The 17,441-nt window shown below is 31.7% G+C and carries 15 protein-coding genes and 2 pseudogenes; 3 read left to right on the plus strand and 14 right to left on the minus strand.

Translation table 11 applies throughout. The features are described from left to right. Window positions 1–500: 500 nt before the first annotated feature. From RYK07_RS01115 to RYK07_RS01135, 5 genes are read right to left on the minus strand one after another with little or no spacing between them, the layout of a single operon-like run. The gene (locus RYK07_RS01115) at window positions 501–1,871 is read right to left on the minus strand and encodes an ABC transporter ATP-binding protein (protein WP_314851992.1); all 1,371 of its coding nucleotides are present in this window, start codon (window positions 1,869–1,871) and stop codon (window positions 501–503) included. Further along, window positions 1,865–2,554, minus strand: a complete 690-nt coding sequence (locus RYK07_RS01120; protein ID WP_314852015.1) for an energy-coupling factor transporter transmembrane component T — start codon at window positions 2,552–2,554, stop codon at window positions 1,865–1,867. Before RYK07_RS01120 ends, RYK07_RS01115 begins: the two co-directional genes overlap by 7 nt. Continuing rightward, on the minus strand, window positions 2,551–3,138 hold the full coding sequence (locus RYK07_RS01125) for an MptD family putative ECF transporter S component (RefSeq protein WP_049489415.1): 588 nt from the start codon (window positions 3,136–3,138) through the stop codon (window positions 2,551–2,553). Before RYK07_RS01125 ends, RYK07_RS01120 begins: the two co-directional genes overlap by 4 nt. A gap of 21 nt (window positions 3,139–3,159) precedes the next feature. Beyond that, window positions 3,160–4,884: an ABC transporter ATP-binding protein gene (locus tag RYK07_RS01130; protein ID WP_314851993.1), complete on the minus strand. Its 1,725-nt coding sequence runs from the start codon at window positions 4,882–4,884 to the stop codon at window positions 3,160–3,162. 4 nt (window positions 4,885–4,888) lie between these two features. Continuing rightward, window positions 4,889–6,646 (minus strand): ABC transporter ATP-binding protein, encoded by a 1,758-nt coding sequence (locus RYK07_RS01135; protein WP_314851994.1) that lies wholly within the window; start codon window positions 6,644–6,646, stop codon window positions 4,889–4,891. A gap of 229 nt (window positions 6,647–6,875) precedes the next feature. Here RYK07_RS01135 and RYK07_RS01140 point away from each other — a divergent pair, with 229 nt between their 5' ends. Continuing rightward, entirely contained in the window at window positions 6,876–7,838 is a 963-nt protein-coding gene (locus RYK07_RS01140) for an AraC family transcriptional regulator (protein ID WP_314851995.1), read from the plus strand. Between the two features lie 14 nt (window positions 7,839–7,852). On the opposite strand, the pseudogene RYK07_RS01145 reads toward RYK07_RS01140, so the two are convergent. Then, window positions 7,853–9,015 (minus strand): annotated as a pseudogene (locus tag RYK07_RS01145) (DUF4368 domain-containing protein); the annotation flags it as partial. A gap of 260 nt (window positions 9,016–9,275) precedes the next feature. Here RYK07_RS01145 and RYK07_RS08945 point away from each other — a divergent pair. Beyond that, window positions 9,276–9,332 carry a hypothetical protein gene (locus RYK07_RS08945; protein WP_399546193.1) on the plus strand — a complete coding sequence of 19 codons (57 nt, stop codon included), beginning with the start codon at window positions 9,276–9,278 and terminating at the stop codon, window positions 9,330–9,332. A 177-nt stretch (window positions 9,333–9,509) separates the two neighbouring features. Further along, a pseudogene (locus RYK07_RS01155) lies at window positions 9,510–9,770 on the plus strand (type II toxin-antitoxin system RelB/DinJ family antitoxin). Between the two features lie 41 nt (window positions 9,771–9,811). On the opposite strand, the gene RYK07_RS01160 reads toward RYK07_RS01155, so the two are convergent. From RYK07_RS01160 to RYK07_RS01195, 8 genes are all read right to left on the minus strand, one after another. Beyond that, window positions 9,812–10,054, minus strand: coding sequence for a hypothetical protein (locus RYK07_RS01160; protein WP_314851996.1), 243 nt, complete (start codon window positions 10,052–10,054; stop codon window positions 9,812–9,814). 488 nt (window positions 10,055–10,542) lie between these two features. Next, the gene (locus tag RYK07_RS01165) at window positions 10,543–11,712 is read right to left on the minus strand and encodes a hypothetical protein (RefSeq protein ID WP_314851997.1); all 1,170 of its coding nucleotides are present in this window, start codon (window positions 11,710–11,712) and stop codon (window positions 10,543–10,545) included. Beyond that, entirely contained in the window at window positions 11,696–11,956 is a 261-nt protein-coding gene (locus RYK07_RS01170; RefSeq protein WP_314851998.1) for a hypothetical protein, read from the minus strand. Before RYK07_RS01170 ends, RYK07_RS01165 begins: the two co-directional genes overlap by 17 nt. Window positions 11,957–12,099: 143 nt before the next feature. Beyond that, window positions 12,100–12,741, minus strand: coding sequence for an SdpI family protein (locus RYK07_RS01175; RefSeq protein WP_314851999.1), 642 nt, complete (start codon window positions 12,739–12,741; stop codon window positions 12,100–12,102). A gap of 1 nt (window position 12,742) precedes the next feature. Further along, a complete protein-coding gene (locus tag RYK07_RS01180; protein WP_314404289.1) occupies window positions 12,743–13,009 on the minus strand; it encodes a metalloregulator ArsR/SmtB family transcription factor in 267 nt (88 codons plus the stop codon). A gap of 295 nt (window positions 13,010–13,304) precedes the next feature. Further along, window positions 13,305–15,134 carry a translation elongation factor 4 gene (lepA, locus tag RYK07_RS01185; protein ID WP_314852000.1) on the minus strand — a complete coding sequence of 610 codons (1,830 nt, stop codon included), beginning with the start codon at window positions 15,132–15,134 and terminating at the stop codon, window positions 13,305–13,307. Between the two features lie 18 nt (window positions 15,135–15,152). After that, complete coding sequence (mgtE, locus tag RYK07_RS01190; RefSeq protein WP_314852018.1) at window positions 15,153–16,484, minus strand: magnesium transporter; 1,332 nt, start codon at window positions 16,482–16,484, stop codon at window positions 15,153–15,155. Window positions 16,485–16,834: 350 nt separating this feature from the next. After that, window positions 16,835–17,410 carry a hypothetical protein gene (locus RYK07_RS01195; protein WP_314852001.1) on the minus strand — a complete coding sequence of 192 codons (576 nt, stop codon included), beginning with the start codon at window positions 17,408–17,410 and terminating at the stop codon, window positions 16,835–16,837. Window positions 17,411–17,441: the final 31 nt, after the last annotated feature.

Consider the following 17,441-nt stretch of genomic DNA (forward strand, 5'->3'; position numbering starts at 1 on the left):
AAAGGTTGTATAGAGTCGTTTTAACTTGACAATGAGCCTCCATGGGCATGTTGAATTGGGGGAAGCGAAAAATAAGATTAAATTTCACAGCCCCCAAACCGCTAATCGCGGATAACATGCCCCTGCTCATTATAAAGTTAAAACTAGATTTCGTTCATAGTTATGTTTGTGGTTAATTATTAAATTGATTAAATCATTAATTTTCAGCCACCTTGTTCATTTAAAATTAAAGACTTAATTTGCTGTTACATTTAATCCACCAACAGAATTTGTCGATGAGCCTAAAAGTCCTCTTTTAGAAATGTATTCTTTTTCTATTAAATTATTTAATAACGCATAAAAATTTTCCTAAACAAAATATCTTACTTTCACACGATAAAAGAAATTCACATACACTTATATTTTCTATTATCATATCATGATATTTCAAATTTTTATCTCCTTACATCTTTAAATCTCTTTTATCTTGATTTTTCAAATATGAGTATCTCTATGGATATTTACAAATATATAACATTGTCAGCTATCGAATTTAAAAATTCTTGGTCATGTGAAACAATAAATATTATTTTCTTATCGCTTTTACATTCGTTGATCAGATGGGATATATTCATCATATTGCAATAATCCATTCCACTGGTAGGCTCATCAAAAAACATAAGTTTAGATTTTTTACATAGTACAGATGCAATGGCTACCCTTTGCTTTTGTCCACCTGACAAGCTCATTGGATGACGATCTTTTGATTCATATAAATCAAGTTTTTTCAGAATATTTTCAACATAACTACTTTCAATATTTTTTATTCCAAGACCTACTTCACTTGCAATAGAATCGGTAAAAAGCTGATGATTAACATCCTGCATTACAAGAGATGATATTTTTAGCCTATCTGATTTTGAAAGTCTTTTGCCGTCCAAATAGATTTCATCCTTCGCTTTTCTTTCTAAGCCTATAAGGCATCTGAGCAAAGTGGATTTACCAAGTCCGTTTGTTCCTACTATGCCGTAAATTTTACCCATTTCAAAAGAGAGGTCTTTTAAATGCAATTTTTTATCTATGCCATTAAACTTAAATTCAATGTTTTTTACTTCTAAATTTCCCTTATTTTGATTTTCGGGTACTGCAAGTTTTACTCTATTATTATTTCTTAAACCTAACTTCTTTAGCTTTTCAGACGGTATTTTCATAAAATCTATTTGAGTATATTCCTTTTGAATTTCCCCATCTTTAATCAAAAAAACTCTATCTACAATATCCATTAGATAAAATATTCTATGTTCCGAGATTATAAGAGTTTTCCCCTTATCTTTAAGTTTTATAAGCATTTCTTTTATGATTAAAATGTTTTCTTCATCAAGATTTGATGAAGGCTCATCTAAAACAATGATTTCCGTTCCAGATATATAACTTGCAGCAATACATAAAATCTGCTTTTCTCCACCCGAAAGCTTAAAAATATCTCTATTTAAAAGATGTTCTATCGGAAACAAATCCAACATATCATTTAGTCTTTCATCCATTTGTTTTTTTGAAAGTCCTATATTCTCCAAATAGAAAAGTAATTCAAGTGTAGTATTTATATTAAAAAAGTGTGTCTTTGGATTTTGAAATACATTTGATACTAAGAGCGATATTTCGTATAATTCGAGGTTTTTAATATCTTTATTATCAATCCTGATGGTTCCAGACATATAAGCTCCATCATATCGTACAGCTAACCCATTGATAGAATTTATAATTGAAGATTTTCCGCTACCACTTTTCCCAGTAAATAATACACATTCGCCTTTTTTTACATCTAAAGAAATGTTTTTTAACACTTTAGGAGAATTTCCATAAGATAGAGATAAATTTTCAATTTCTACCATAAAGCTCCTCCTATAATCATAATCAGTATTGAAAGCACATAAACAAAATCAACTATTTTCGTTTTGACGGATATGTACCTTGTTTTTTTAACAGGATTTTCAATACATTTTGTTTCTGCTGCCTTTGCAATATCATCAGAAATATTAGAAGATATAACAAGTAAAGGCACAATTACATACTCGATGTATGAAAATGGATTTTTAAATGTAATACCTCTTATTTTCATAGCAAGTTTTACATTGTGACTTTCTTCCCTAAATGAAGGAAAAAACCTAAACATTACAGCAATTGGTATAGAAACAGTACGAGGCAAATTCATTTTATCCATAGAGGATATTACACTTCCTACATCCGATGTTTTTAAAAAAAAACTTCCCGCACTAAATGGAAGATAAAACATCTTACATACAGCAAATAGCATAAAAAACATCATTAAAATCGCATTCATATTTCTAATTACATCAAGATTAGGTATCAAAGAAAGAACCCCAAAAAATGATATGTTTTTTAAGGCTTCTTTCTTAAATCCATTCATAAAAAAAAGAAATGAAATAAGAAGCACAATTCCCCATTCAAAATAGGTATTTACTTTATAAAATACAGCAAATCCAAGTGAAAAACTTACTAAAATTTTACTAATTGGATTGGGATTATATGGATTGTCTAAAGAAACGAGCATTATACAATACCCGCTTTTTCGAAATGCTTTTTCAAAAAGACTTTACCGATATATGCGCCGAGTATCCCGCCGACAACAGCACCGATATATACTAATACCATACTACGATAATTCAAAAGTGCTATGAGCTTCATTATATAATCGTGACCCATACCGCCTGTTTCAGCCAGTTTAATAACCTTGTCTTTAGCCAACAAAACTTGCATAAGGAAACCACAAATCCAAGTGTTGAATACGGCAAATGAGAGCATATTAAATTTAAATGATTTATATTCTCCTTTTTTTCTTAAAAGTTCCGCAATTGCCATACTGATTACAGCATGTATCAATATTACATATGTATTTCCCATTGCAATTGCTACAAGACTACAAATCAACCCAAGTATAAATAATCCCCATGATTTTTGAACTTTTGCCATAAAGAGCATTATAACTATTCCTGTTATAATGCCTGCCAGTGTAGGGTATGCCAAGTATAAAATCGGTACAATACCAATCATTCCCGAAGCAAACATAAGTACAAAATATATTACTGTAAATACACCTATCGTAACTAAATCTTTAATTCTTAATTTTTCCATTTTTATATTTTCCTCCTAAATAAGTTTTCACTGAATATTTGATTTTCTAAGCATTGCTTTATAAAATTCCGAGCTTTTACAAAGTTCTTCATCTGTCCCTATCGCTTCTATTTTTCCGGCATTTAATAAAATGATTTTGTTTGCATTTCTTATTGTTCTTAATCTATGAGCAATAACAATTGCCGTTTTTTCTTTTATAAGTTCAGATAAAGCATCTTGAATTAGACTTTCATTTTCAACATCCAGAGATGCTGTAGCCTCATCAAGCAATATGATTGGTGCGTCTTTTAGTATTGCCCTTGCTATTGAGATTCTTTGTCTTTCTCCGCCTGAAAGTCTTTGTCCGTTTTCACCTATTACTGTATCTATTCCATCCGGCATTTTGTCTATAAATTCATAACATCTAGCTATTTTAGCCGCTCTTATAATCTCTTCATCTGTAGCATCTTTTTTACCGATTTTTATATTATCTTTTATGCTTGAATTAAAAAGAGTAACATCTTGGAAAACGATAGAGAAATTTTTAAGGAGTGTTTCCGGATCAATTTTACCGATGTCCTCTCCCTCTATCAAAATCTTTCCTTTATCTATATCCCAAAATCTTGCAGCAAGCTTGGTGAGAGTTGTTTTTCCGCTTCCGCTTGAACCGATTAGCGCAGTGATTTCACCCTGCTTTGCAGTAAAGCTCACACCATTTATTACAGAATAATCATCATATCCAAAATAAACATCCTTGAACTCAATATCGTAATTTTTAATGTCAATATCTTTTTTGCCTTCTTGAACAGGCATGGTCTTTATTTCCTTTATTCTCCCTACAACCGCATCAAGAATAACTATCATTGACATAAAGGTGATTATTCCTTCTATAGTAAGATAAATACTTGCTGTAAGCATTAAAAATGCGATATAAACCAGCACACTTACCTCCCTTGCCATAAGCATGTTGACGCCGATAACGGCAACACTTATAATTCCAAGCTTTAAAATTGCAGTAGCTATTCCTGTAAGTGTTCCGGCAACAACTTCACCTTTCGTTTTCTGTTTTGTGGATGCATTTAATTTTTCAAAAAAATCATTTAACACCCTATCTTCTAAGTTGTAAGATTTTATTTGCTCTATCTGCTCTATATTTTCCTGTAGATTATCGAAAACCTTACGATTATCATCTATCCAGCCCTGTACTATTTTTTTCTGACTTTTCTTTGATAAAAATATAATCAAAATAGAAATGGGAATTACCCAAAGGGCTGCAAGTGCAAGTTTCCAATTATAGAAGATAAGCATTAAAGCAATAATACTTGTGGATATAGCCGTTGAATATATCTGAGGTACAGCATGAGAGAAAATTGTTTCATATAAGTTCATGTCATTCATCATGGTTTCCGCAAGGTCTGCCAAATCTCTTTTACCAAAATAAGAAAGAGGTAATTTCTTTAACCTTTCCGCTAACTCAATTCTTGAATTTGCACTCTCGTTGTACACATTGGTGTAAAGTCTTACATAATCCCACCTCGCTACTAAGAACATCACAATCATCATTACTACAATTAGTGCAATATAATAAACAGAAGTAAAATTGTAGCTCTCAATGCCTGTTAAAATGCCTATATACTGGAATAGAAACATAAAACCGATCATTGGTGCGAACAATTTAGTTAAATTAACAAGCGTGTGTGAAAATATGGCTTTTCTTAAGTTAAGAGCGCCTTTTTCTGACATCGAATATTTTTTCATAAAATAAGAAACCATATGTTTAACCTCCTATCTTCCAATTTACGGATTTTTGATATTCTTCCCAAAGCTTTTTATAATGCCCATTTATATCTATTAAATCTGCATGCTTGCCTTCTTCTACAATTTTCCCTTTATCAATAACGAGAATCTTGTCCGCATCTATTACTGTAGATAATCTATGAGCAATCATCAATGTTGTCTTGCTTTTTGATAGCTTCTTAAAAGACTCTTGAATCAAATATTCATTTTCAGGATCTGCAAAGGCTGTAGCTTCATCTAAAATGATAATATCTGCATCTTTCAAAAAAGCTCTCGCTATAGAAATCCTTTGAGCTTCTCCTCCTGAAAAATATGTGCCTTTAGTTCCGTAAACAGTATCAAGTCCTTTATCTAAATTTTCAATAATATCTTTAGACCCTGAATTGATTAAGGCATTGTCAATTTCTTCATTAGTTGCATCAGGCTTTCCGATTAAAAGATTATCTCTTAAACTCATTTTAAATAGTTTAGAGTTTTGAAAAACAAAAGCAATTTTTCTCATTAAAGCCTCTTTTTCAAAATCTTTTATATTAATTCCTCCAATATAAATTTCACCTGTTTTAATATCGTAAAATCGTGCAGCAAGCCTTGCTATAGTAGTTTTACCACTGCCTGACGATCCGACTAAAGCAACTCGTTCTCCTTTATTCACCTTAAATGAAATATCGTCTAATACATTTTCATCTTCATAAGAAAAGCTTACATTTTTAAACTCTATCCCAACATCAGAACTTGTTTTATTTCCATAAACAAAATCATCAAACTCAAGTATATTTTCAATTTTATCTAAAGCAAGTTCCGCAAAATAACTGGATTGTGTAATCGTCGCAGTTCTCATAATAAAAGTAGCAAATGCCGGTCCTATTAGGAAGTAAATAACAGAATCTGCAACTACATTAGATAAGTTTCCATTAAATTTTATTAAGAGTAATGCCACAGGTACCAAGAAAAATGCCGTCGATGTAGAAACAGTTTCAAACCACGACATTTTATTAGTATAACTCATAGTGAGCTTAAGTACATTGTCTTTTATTTTTATGATCAACGAATATAACTTATCAAAGCTCTCAACACTTTGTGCAAATGTTTTAACAACAGGAATTCCTCGAACATATTCAACTGTCTGAGAAGATAAATTGGAAAGTCCTGCATAATACTCATCTTTCATTTTTTTTGTTTCGGCTGTCATCATAGATGACATCAATGTCATACCGATAATCATCGGTATCATACTGGCAAGTCCTAACTTCCAGTTAAACACGAAGAAAAATACAAGCAGAACGATTGGCGATATAATGGTCATCGCCATATCAGGAAGTTGATGCGCTAAAAAAGAATGGGTTTCAGACGCTCCGGACACAATTACATTTCTTATCCTTCCGCTTTCTTTGTCATCAAAATACCCAAGCGGTTTGTTTATTAGTTTTGTTACGGAAGTCTTAATAATGTTATCTTCCACTTCAAATGCAAAAATATGGGATAAAATTAAACCTATTAGGTATATGAATAGCCCCAAACCGGCAAAGGCTGCTGCATAAATTGAATTTTCCTTTACATAATCAAAATTCACCATCCCATTTAAAATTAAGTTATTTACAATTCTATGAATATATACCATAGGCATCAAAACCATGACACCTGATATAGCAGACATAACCATAGCAATATAGAGTAAAAAACTTTTTTTACCACCGTAAGGCATTAGTCTTTCCAGTATTGATTTCTTCTTATTCTTCACTGAACAACTCCTCCTTTTTCTTAAAATTAGCAAACCTTATAAATAGCCTTTTTAGACTGATTTTAGAAGTTTGTTTTCAAACTCTTTTGCAATACGTATAGTTTTTTTCTTGTTTCTATCTATTATTTATCTTATAATAAATGAGAATTTCAATCAATTAGATATGGCTAACTAAGTCTATTCGGGATAATGTCTATTCGGGATAAAATATAAAGCACGGAGGTATAATATGAGTGATTTTTATAACTTTGTTAAAAACTTTTTTTCTACAGATGAATCTATCGATAATACAAAATACTCCACTGTAGGACATGAATTCCGTTTTAGCACGGATAATTCAGAAGGCATATATTGGTTTTACGAGGGCGATAATTTCACTATTGATATTTATGATGTTTTCATAAAAAAAGAAATTATCCATACAAGTTTTTCTGGTTTAGATAATTTCTATTCCTTTTATTCATCTTATTTAGTTACAGCAAACGGTGAATGTTTTAATCCTTATCAAAATCTTTCTTCAAATTCACTTTATATAATAAATACAAAAAATTCTAAAGACTATAGGTTTATACTTCACAAAAACTCTCCTTATTTAGGAATCGGTATAAATTTCAATCAGTCCATGATAGAGCAATGCCTGTCCTCTTATAAGAATAAAGTCTGTAACTATGAAGATTTATTTTTTAATACCAGCACTATAATAAACAAGCCTTTAGAAAGAATCGCAAAAGATATCCTTAATTGCAAGATGGTATCTCCTGCTGCTGAAATCTTTTTTGAGTCAAAGGTAAAGGAATGGTTAAGTATTACAATAGACTCTTTTTTAAATAAGTACAGCAATCCACTATCTATTGCCGATGATGAGGCTTTGAAAAATGTCGCCAATTATATAGACGATCATTATGCAACATCTATCTCACAGGATACTTTAGAAAAAATATCCACTATGAGCGGCACAAAACTAAAAAAATTATTTAAGCAAAAATATCAATGTACAATTACAGAATATACTCAAAGACGGCGAATGAATATGGCGGAATTACTCCTACTGAACTCTACCCTTAAAATTCAAGATATAGCAGAGGCTGTAGGATATTCCTCTCACAGTAAATTTAGTACATGCTTCAAAAAATATAAGGGATTTTATCCCAAAGACATAAAAAAATATGCAAAAAATAATTTTTCTGATTAAATACATAAAGAAGCCTAATTGAGGGCTTCTTTTGTATTTAACTCTTTATACTCACTTAAAGGTATCCCAACTCTTTTCAAACCCTTTATTTTCTCCCGTTTCTTCTGCTCTCTCCTTGCCTTATATTTATCCTCATACTCTTTCTGTTTTCTGCTTACTTTTCGTTTCAGGTAATTTTTGTGTAGCTTGTCTTTTCTTTCTTCGATTTTTCTTTCTTCTTCCTCAAGTTTTTGTTTTTCCTCTTCGCTTAAATCCGCCTATGGCAATTCATAATTTACTATGAAATTAAAGTAAATTTCTATCTTTTGCTTTGATATCTGACTTCCTTTTCTGTCTCTTTCATGTACGATAATTTTTTCTACAAACTCATTTATCATTGTAGTTGTAAGTTCATCAAAGTTTTCATAACGATTGATAAGAGATATAAATTTTCTTGCTCTGTCTGTTTCTTTTTCATATCTTGATACCTACTGCTCCAAATCCTTAATTTCTTAACTTAAAGCTACGTGCTCCGTTTCATATTGTTTATTAAGGATTTCATAGCGATTATTCGGTATTTTATTCAGGATTATATCTTCGTAAATTCTGCACATAAGTCGTTCAAGTTCCTGAATTCTGTTTTGGCTTTCCGTTAATCTTATCTTTTTCTTTTTTATCTCTATTTTTTTCCTTTTCTTTCATTTCATTTTGAATGGAACAGGCTTCATTATCCTCATCAAGGTATTTTTTAATATCTTTTAGTGTTTCCCTAATAAGGTTTAAGACCGCTTCTGCTTTTATTCTGTGTGCTGATGAGCAAAGTGTGCCGCAAGGGATTTTGGTATAGACACTGCAAGTGTAATATGAAATATTCTTATACTTACTTTTTCTATGAACATACATCTTGCTCTCAGAATCTGCACAATACATTAGTCCTGTGAGTGGGTGATATTCTCCCCAACCGTCAGGATACTTTTTTACATTTCCTCTTATCCTTTGCACATTGTCATATGATTGGTTCATACGTGTTTTCAAAAATAAGCCAGTTATCTTCCGATACATTTTTACTTCTCTAGTCCTTGAAATGCTTTCTTGTCTTGAAATTGACTGTATGTATAAATGCTACTATAATAATGCACATATTCAGGAATTTAAAAAAGCACAAAATTGATTTAATGTTATCCCTCCTAAATCTATAGGCAAAGAATTTTGTTCAAAATGAACCCCCTTAAACAAAAAAGACCTACTATAGATTAAATCTGTAGTAAGTCCTTCTATCAGTCGAAAAAAATCATTTTTATTGTATAATGAAAATTGTAGAAAAGTGAAAACGGTGGCTACTCTTTTTCAGAAAGTAGCTGATGCCTATGGGCATATTCTTAAAATCTGATAGAAAGGAGGGGCCTTGAGTTGACAGCCTTTGAAGTTGTACAAATTTTATTTTTGTTCGGTACATTTGTGATCGCACTGATAGGTTTGTGCTATAAAATCTTTAAAAACCAAAACAAAAAATAACCCGTCCCCACTTTTGGCGAGTAGGACGAGTTATTAAAAAAACTTTAACTTAAGCCACCGTCTTTTTAACGGTTCTACATTGGAGTCTAGTTGGTGCTAGGCTCCTTTTATGCTTTCATTGTATCATAATCTCAAAAAAATTCAAACAAAAAAGACCTACAGTAGACTAAAAAAATTATGCATATAAATTTAAGAATTGAACCGTCTATTAAAGCTCAAGAATTATTTTCTAGCTTTGGAATAACGGTAACTGATGCTATTAATATTTTTTAAGAACTTCAATAATGGAAGGTGGATTTCCTTTTCAAATTAAACAACCACGTTATAATCATCAAACTGAATTAGCGATTCAAGAAGCTAGAGATTATGAATAGCAAAGTTCATTCAAAGATTTACCATTCTATTGACAAATTATTTAACGAAGTAATTGGTGAATAATATGCTAGAATTAGTGACAAGCAATCAATTAAAAATAGATCTTAAAAGAATTCAAAAACGATGTAATATAAATAAGCATATAGAAGAATTTGATAATGTTCTTTTAAAAGACAGACAAAATACTTATAGACATTTCTAATCTTTTTTTGCTGTTCTTTCATTTTTTCTTCAATTATTTTACTAATACTTGCAACTCTTTCATCACTTTTATAAATTTCTTCTTGTGTGAATATTTCTTTTCGAATCTCTTTCCAATTACTACCAATTTCATTAGTATGATCCATTACGCTACTATTTTCTTTAAATCTAAACTACCCATAAATTAACTATTAAAACTAAATGAAGCAGTAATCTAATAATATGATGCGACAAATGTACTTCCTTAAGACTCTTCCTTCTATCCACAAAAAACATGAACGAAATCAATAACAACAAACAGGAAATTACTACTTTAATAATGATATGTGTATATAACAGATGAATCCCTGCAAATAATGTTAACAATACTACTAGTAGAATTGAAGTAATAGATATTCCTAACTCATTTTTATAAGCAAAAAATGCTAATATACATAACAATAAACTGTAGACAAAAAGTGTGATGTTCATAACTAGTTACCTCCTTATTTTTTTAATTTAAAATTTTTTTACTCTTAAAAAGATAATATTATTAAGAACAAAAGTCAATCATCAATACGAATAATTGCTTTAAATTACAAAACAAGCCCCTAGTTCATTCTAGGAGCTTGTAGTTGTATATCACTTTTCATCTTCATTCAAATTCAACATAATGAATTTCTGAATTTTCGTTTCGGAATGTTTCACCTTTTGGAATGTCTTTTGTATCTTTCTTGAAAGCTATCCATGCCATGCCTTTTTCTGATAGGAATACCATGCTTCCATCATAGTCATATTCATGTTGATGTTGTAAGTCAATCAAACGATAAGGTGTTTTGTATCGTCCTGATTCAGTATCAGTTGCTGAGAAACTCATGAATCCAAGGTGATTTTGTTGGATAAATCCTGTGCTTGTATATCCATAGACCCAATCATATTTCTTTTCTGCTTGATTGACGTGGTAAATGGTTCCACTCTTTAAATCTGTGCCTAGTGAAACATATAATTCATGTTGATCCGTAAATAATTGATTCAAATGTTCTGTTGCACTTTGATGCGTCAACGTTACTTCTTTCTCTCCACTCTTCATATCGTATTGAACAACTTCTGAATGGTTAGTAGCTGCATCGTAGCGAATATAATAGAGTTTTCCATTGAATTGAATCGGTGAAAAAGTATTTTGATCAACGACTTGATCTTTCATCGTTGTTGTTTCCAATTGATGAAGCATATTTAAAGATGTATCTTCTTTACTATCCTTAACAATATTAAATACTAGCTGCGAATCTTCTGTAAAGAATGCTATAATGTAATGAACTAGTGGCATCTTTTCATTCTCTTTGACAGTTGTAACTTCACCCGTTGCACGATTCAATAAGTAGAAGTTTGCATTTTCTTTTGAGTCTGTATATTCCTCAAAAAATACCCAATTTTTGTCGACTGCTTGAACCCATTGATGTGAAACTGTTGCATCACTCATTTCATGAACCAATGAATGGGTATTTGTTTTTAAATCAATTTCCAAAATTCCAATATGATTTACACTACCATATAATTTTCCATCATCTGACAACACTTGCGGAATAAAGTCTGGATACTCTTCTGCATAATGAGCAACTACACTCTTATCTCTAAACGTTTCATTGAATGAAACAGTATTAAACTGATTACTTCCTTTTCCTAATTGAAAGTTAGTGGTTTTACTTTGTTCCACCGTTGTAATACTTTCTTGAACCGTCGTTTCTTGAGTATTTTTCTGTTGACCACAAGAAACTAAACAAATACTTAACAATACAATACTAACTACTCTATATTTTCCTAACATAAAGACTCCCCCTATTACTGTTAAATAAATGAATGTAACCCAATTCTTCTACCCTCCTTAACTTTTTTTGATGTCTAATTCCAAAAATAATGGAGATGATGCAAAGAATAACACCTACGATAAACATAGGGAATTCAAACTCCTTAACTTCTTCTATAAAAGGTATGACATACATACTTAATTCAATACAAATTACACCTACTACAATAGAAATACCCATTAATAATTTTTGTCCTTTTTGCATCATAATCTCCATTCTTCAACTTGTTATCGTTTTCACGTATAGTATACTGCTCATTAAATTAAAAATCAATGTGAAAAAAGACTTTTCTCCGTAGTAATTGAGAATATTGCCCAAAACTATTACGAAGAAAAGTCATTTATCCTTTATTTGCTAATTTTATACGAATACACCATAGTAATGCCAATCGTTAGCACTAAAACAATACTTACAAGAAACAATGCTAATTTGTTCCCCGCAAATAATGAAATTAAGATAAAGATTACACCAGAAACCATACTCGCAAATCCAAAGAATCGTTGTGTTTTTCGAAAAGCTTCATCTTTATTCATAATCCATGGAACACGGAACCCAAAGTGTTTATTCGTTTCTTTGATTTTAGGACTAACATTTCCAATAAATATCATAAATAACCCTATAAGAAATGCAAGAAAACGTACCTTTTGTGTACCTATGCTAACTCCTGTCAAAATTAAGACAAATTGAAAATAGGCAATAGCATTAAACAATAATAATGTGAGTCTAAAAATATAACGGCTAATTTCTTTATTTTGACTTCCAACTAATTCTTTATCATCAATCCATTTCATCAAACCTGAAAATAATAGTATGAGGATTGGTAATATTAGAATCGTCCAACGTGAGGCTGTTGCAACAACATTTCCTTCTAAGTCAAAACGAGATGCGATGGTCTCAGGTGCATACCAAACGACACATAAAGCAAGTAAAATCGGTAAAAAAGTTAAAATGACATCTAATAAATAAATTTTTCTTTGTTCAACTAACATATTAATTTCCTCCAATAATTGAATTCATCCAAACAATTGCCTCTTCTAAAACGGTTAAATTTAATTCATAATAAATAAAGTTTTTTTCCTTTGTTTCATAAATTAAATCCGCCTGTTTTAACTTCTTTAAATGATACGACAATGCTTGCGGTGTGATTTGTAAGCTCTGTGCTAAGTCCCCAGTATTCGTTCGTCCCTGTCGTAAAATTTCCAAAATCTTACGACGGTTTTCATCCGATAATGCTGACAAAATATCATTAACTGACATATCCTCATCTCTTTCTATTTAAAATTTTCTTTAAATAGATAATACTCCTACTGTAATTAAAATGCAAGAGTTATTTAAAAATATTTTTAAATAGATTTCAAAATGACAAAAGACCGTATTTATACGTATTCCATAAATGAATGATAAACAAAAAAACTTTCCATTGTAGCACAAGTAAAAGAAGTCTTTCCTGACTTCTTTTACTGGAAAAATTGAGACCTTAGGCTCAATTTTTAGGCATGAGACCGTAGGTCTGCTGCCTTCCATTGCTACAATAGAAAAGTTTATTAAAAGGTTATTTCTCTTCTTCGTTAAGGTTAAGTACTGACATGAATGCTTCTTGTGGTACTTCAACAGATCCCACTTGTTTCATACGTTTCTTACCTTCTTTTTGTTTCTCTAATAACTTACGTTTACGAGAAACATCCCCACCATAACATTTCGCCAACACGTTTTTACGTAATGCTTTAATGTTTGTACGAGATAAAATTTTGTTTCCAATTGCTGCTTGAATTGGCACTTCAAATTGTTGACGAGGGATTAATGTTCTTAATTTCTCAGTAATGGCTTTACCACGATTATAAGCAAAATCTTTATGAACGATAATACTTAAGGCATCGACTACTTCACCATTTAACATAATATCCATCTTCACTAGTTTGCTTTCACGATAGCCGATTAAATCATAATCTAATGATGCATATCCTTTTGTACTTGATTTCAATGAATCAAAGAAATCAAAAATAATTTCAGATAAAGGCATTTCGTAAATAACATTGACACGATATTCATCTAAGTAATCCATTGTGACGAAAGTTCCACGTTTACGTTGGCAAATATCCATTACACTTCCGACATACTCATTCGGTACCATAATCGATGCTTTTACATAAGGTTCTTGAATGGATTGAACACTTGATTGATCTGGCATTTCTGCGGGGTTAGAAACTACTACTTCTGTTCCATCAGTTTTTTGAACATGGTAAATTACCGATGGAGCTGTTGTAATTAAGTCTAAATCAAATTCACGTTCTAAACGTTCTTGAATAACGTCCATATGAAGTAATCCTAAAAATCCACAACGGAAACCAAAGCCTAACGCTTGAGATGTTTCTGCTTCGAATTGCAACGCTGCATCATTTAATTGTAATTTTTCTAATGCATCACGTAAATCATTATATTTAGAAGAATCAATTGGATACAAACCACAATAAACCATTGGATTCATTTTGCGGTAACCTGATAAAGGTTCGCTTGCTGGATTGTTCGCTAATGTAACAGTATCCCCTACACGAGTATCTTGGATTGTTTTAATAGAAGCAGTAATATACCCTACATCCCCAACCATTAAGTAATCACGACTAATTGGTTTAGGAGAGAAAATACCAACATCTACAACATCAAATGTTTTTCCATTACTCATTAATTGAATCTTGTCACCAGGTTTTACAATTCCGTTTTGAATACGAACATTTAACACTACCCCACGATAAGCATCATAAACTGAGTCGAAAATTAATGCTTGTAGAGGAGCTTCTAAATCACCAGTCGGTGCAGGAATTTTTTGTACGATTTGTTCTAAAATTTCTGGAATCCCAATCCCCACTTTAGCACTTGCAAGAACGGCTTCACTGGCATCAATTCCAATAACGTCTTCAATTTCTGTACGAACACGTTCAGGATCAGCAGCAGGTAAGTCAATTTTATTAATAACTGGAACAATTTCTAAGTCATTATCAATGGCTAAATACACATTCGCTAATGTTTGAGCTTCAATCCCTTGAGCAGCATCTACTACAAGAATTGCTCCTTCACAGGCTGCCAAGCTACGACTCACTTCATACGTAAAGTCCACGTGCCCTGGAGTGTCAATTAAGTGGAAAATGTACTCTGTTCCATCATTAGCATCATACGTTAACTCTACTGCATTTAATTTAATTGTAATTCCACGTTCACGTTCTAAGTCCATAGAGTCTAATAATTGATCTTGCATTTCACGGTCTGCTACAGTATCTGTTGCTTGTAAAATACGGTCTGCTAAAGTTGACTTTCCATGGTCAATATGCGCAATAATCGAGAAGTTTCTGATGCGCTCTTGTCGTTTTCTCATTTCTTCTAAATTCATTCATAATCTCCTTCATGTCTAAATTAATAACGGTAAAAAGACTTGAGCAATTCCTAGGAAAAAGAAAAATCCTAGAACGTCTGTTGCCGTTGTTACAAAGATGGTCGATGAAATGGCTGGATCTAATTTCATTGCTTTTAATACTAAAGGTACAAAGAATCCAAAAATTGCTCCTACCATTAAATTCATAGCCATCGCTAAAACTACAATAATCGATAAATAAAAGTTTTGATAAGGAATATATAGCGCAATAGCAGCTACAACTCCGGTAATAAGTCCATTCATACAGCCTAAAACAATTTCATTCCAAACATACTTTTTATCTTTTTCCAATGATAATTGTCCTAAAGCAATTTCTTGAATTGCCAGAGCTAGAGTTTGAGAAGCTGAGTTTCCTCCCATCCCCGTGATAATTGGCATGGCAACCGCAAGAACAACTACTTGTTCAATCGTTGATTGGAACATCCCAACAACAGCTGAAGCCATAAAGGCTGTAATTAAATTAATTAATAACCAAGGAGTCCGTTTCTTAATGGATTCCATAAATGGACCACCAATTCTTTCAGACCCTTCAACCCCGCTAATTAAAAGCATATCTTCATGATGCTCTTCTTGAAGAACGTGGACGATATCATCAATTGTAATAATCCCAATTAAAACGCCCTTTGTACTAACTACGGGAACAACCGATAAGTCATATTTTGAAGATAGACGAGCTACTTCTTCTTGGTCTTCTTCAGGAACTACAGAAATAATATTGGTATGCATTAAATCATGTAAACTGACATCTAATTCATTCGTAAATAAGTCACGAATATCAATCCAACCAATTAATTGATTTTGGAATGTTGTCACAAAAATCGTATGAATGACTTCTGTATTTGGAGAAATTTCTCTTAACTTTGTCAATGTTTCTTCAACGGTTAAATGTTCCTTCACGGAAATAAATTCTGTCGTCATAATCCCTCCGGCAGAATCTTGAGGATATTTTAACATCGTTTGAATTTCATCTTGAGAAGAACCCTTCATCATATTCAAATATTTTTTACGAATTCCAATTGGCAGATTTCCTAAAATATCCACGACATCGTCATTGGACATTTGTTGGAATAATAATCCTACACGTCGGAATGGTAATTTTTCTAACATTCGAATTTGAAGTTCGGGGTCACTAACTTCCAAAATGGAAGCTAATCGTGTATTGGAAATGGTATACATGAAGTTTTTAAGCACTTCATCGGTAACTTCTTCCAATCCTAGAGCAATATCGATTGGATAATTCTGGTTGAACAATTCCCTAATTCTTTTGACATCTTTCGATTCAACCATTTGTTCAATGATTTTGGACATATCCATCGTTTTATCACTCCATTCTGTAAACATACTATTCATAGTATACCATATTTTATTGATATAAAAAAAGAGATACCCTCAAGATATCTCTTTGTTTAGAAGATTATTTTGCTTGAAAAAAAACACAAATAACAAGAAGACTCCCTATAATAGTATGCTTAGGCATGAGACTCGCATTAGGTCATGTAAAACAAGAAGACTTCCCATAGTAGTATGAGTATGATAAGCCAGTTTGGCTTATCTTACAGGAAACTTTGAGACCTTAGGCTCAAAGTTTAGTAATGAGACAGCGAATGCTGTCTGCTTACGTCCTAATACTACTATAACAGGAAGTCATTCGAAATATATTAAAGTTCTGTTGGATCAAAAGTATAAACTACATGATTCAAATTCCCATATTCTTTTGTAGAATCATACTTCACAGATTCAATATGAAATCCATTTTTAACCGATGTAAAACGATAACACCCATGTTTCATCGGAAATCTATTTGGGAAAGATTTAGCTTCCATAAATGAGGTTGCAAAACTACCGCTACTATTTTTGTCTAAAATACCAATATGAGCATAAGGTTTTTCATCAACATAAACCGTAAAGTGAAGAGCTACTTTATTAAAATTGTCATTTGGAGAAAAAAGAGTATACGGTTCACGAATTGTTATCGTCTTATCCACTAATTGTTCCTTTTCTTCTTTAGGATAGTGAGTTAAAAATACATTCTTAGCTTCTTCTAAATAATCTGCATCAACTTCTTTTAAACGTTCAAACAATAATTCATCACTCTCATCATTTTCAGAATCAACCGTTAGATTAACGTAAGGATTTATAGAATATTTTCTTTCTTTCGAACAACTTGATAACAGAGCAACCGAACAGACAAGTAAAGCTAATAAAATAAACTTTACAGATTTACACCATTTCATTGTTAACTCCCCCTAATCATTCTCTTGATAC

The organism is uncultured Granulicatella sp. (genome assembly GCF_963528315.1).
Taxonomy (GTDB): Bacteria; Bacillota; Bacilli; order Lactobacillales; family Aerococcaceae; genus Granulicatella.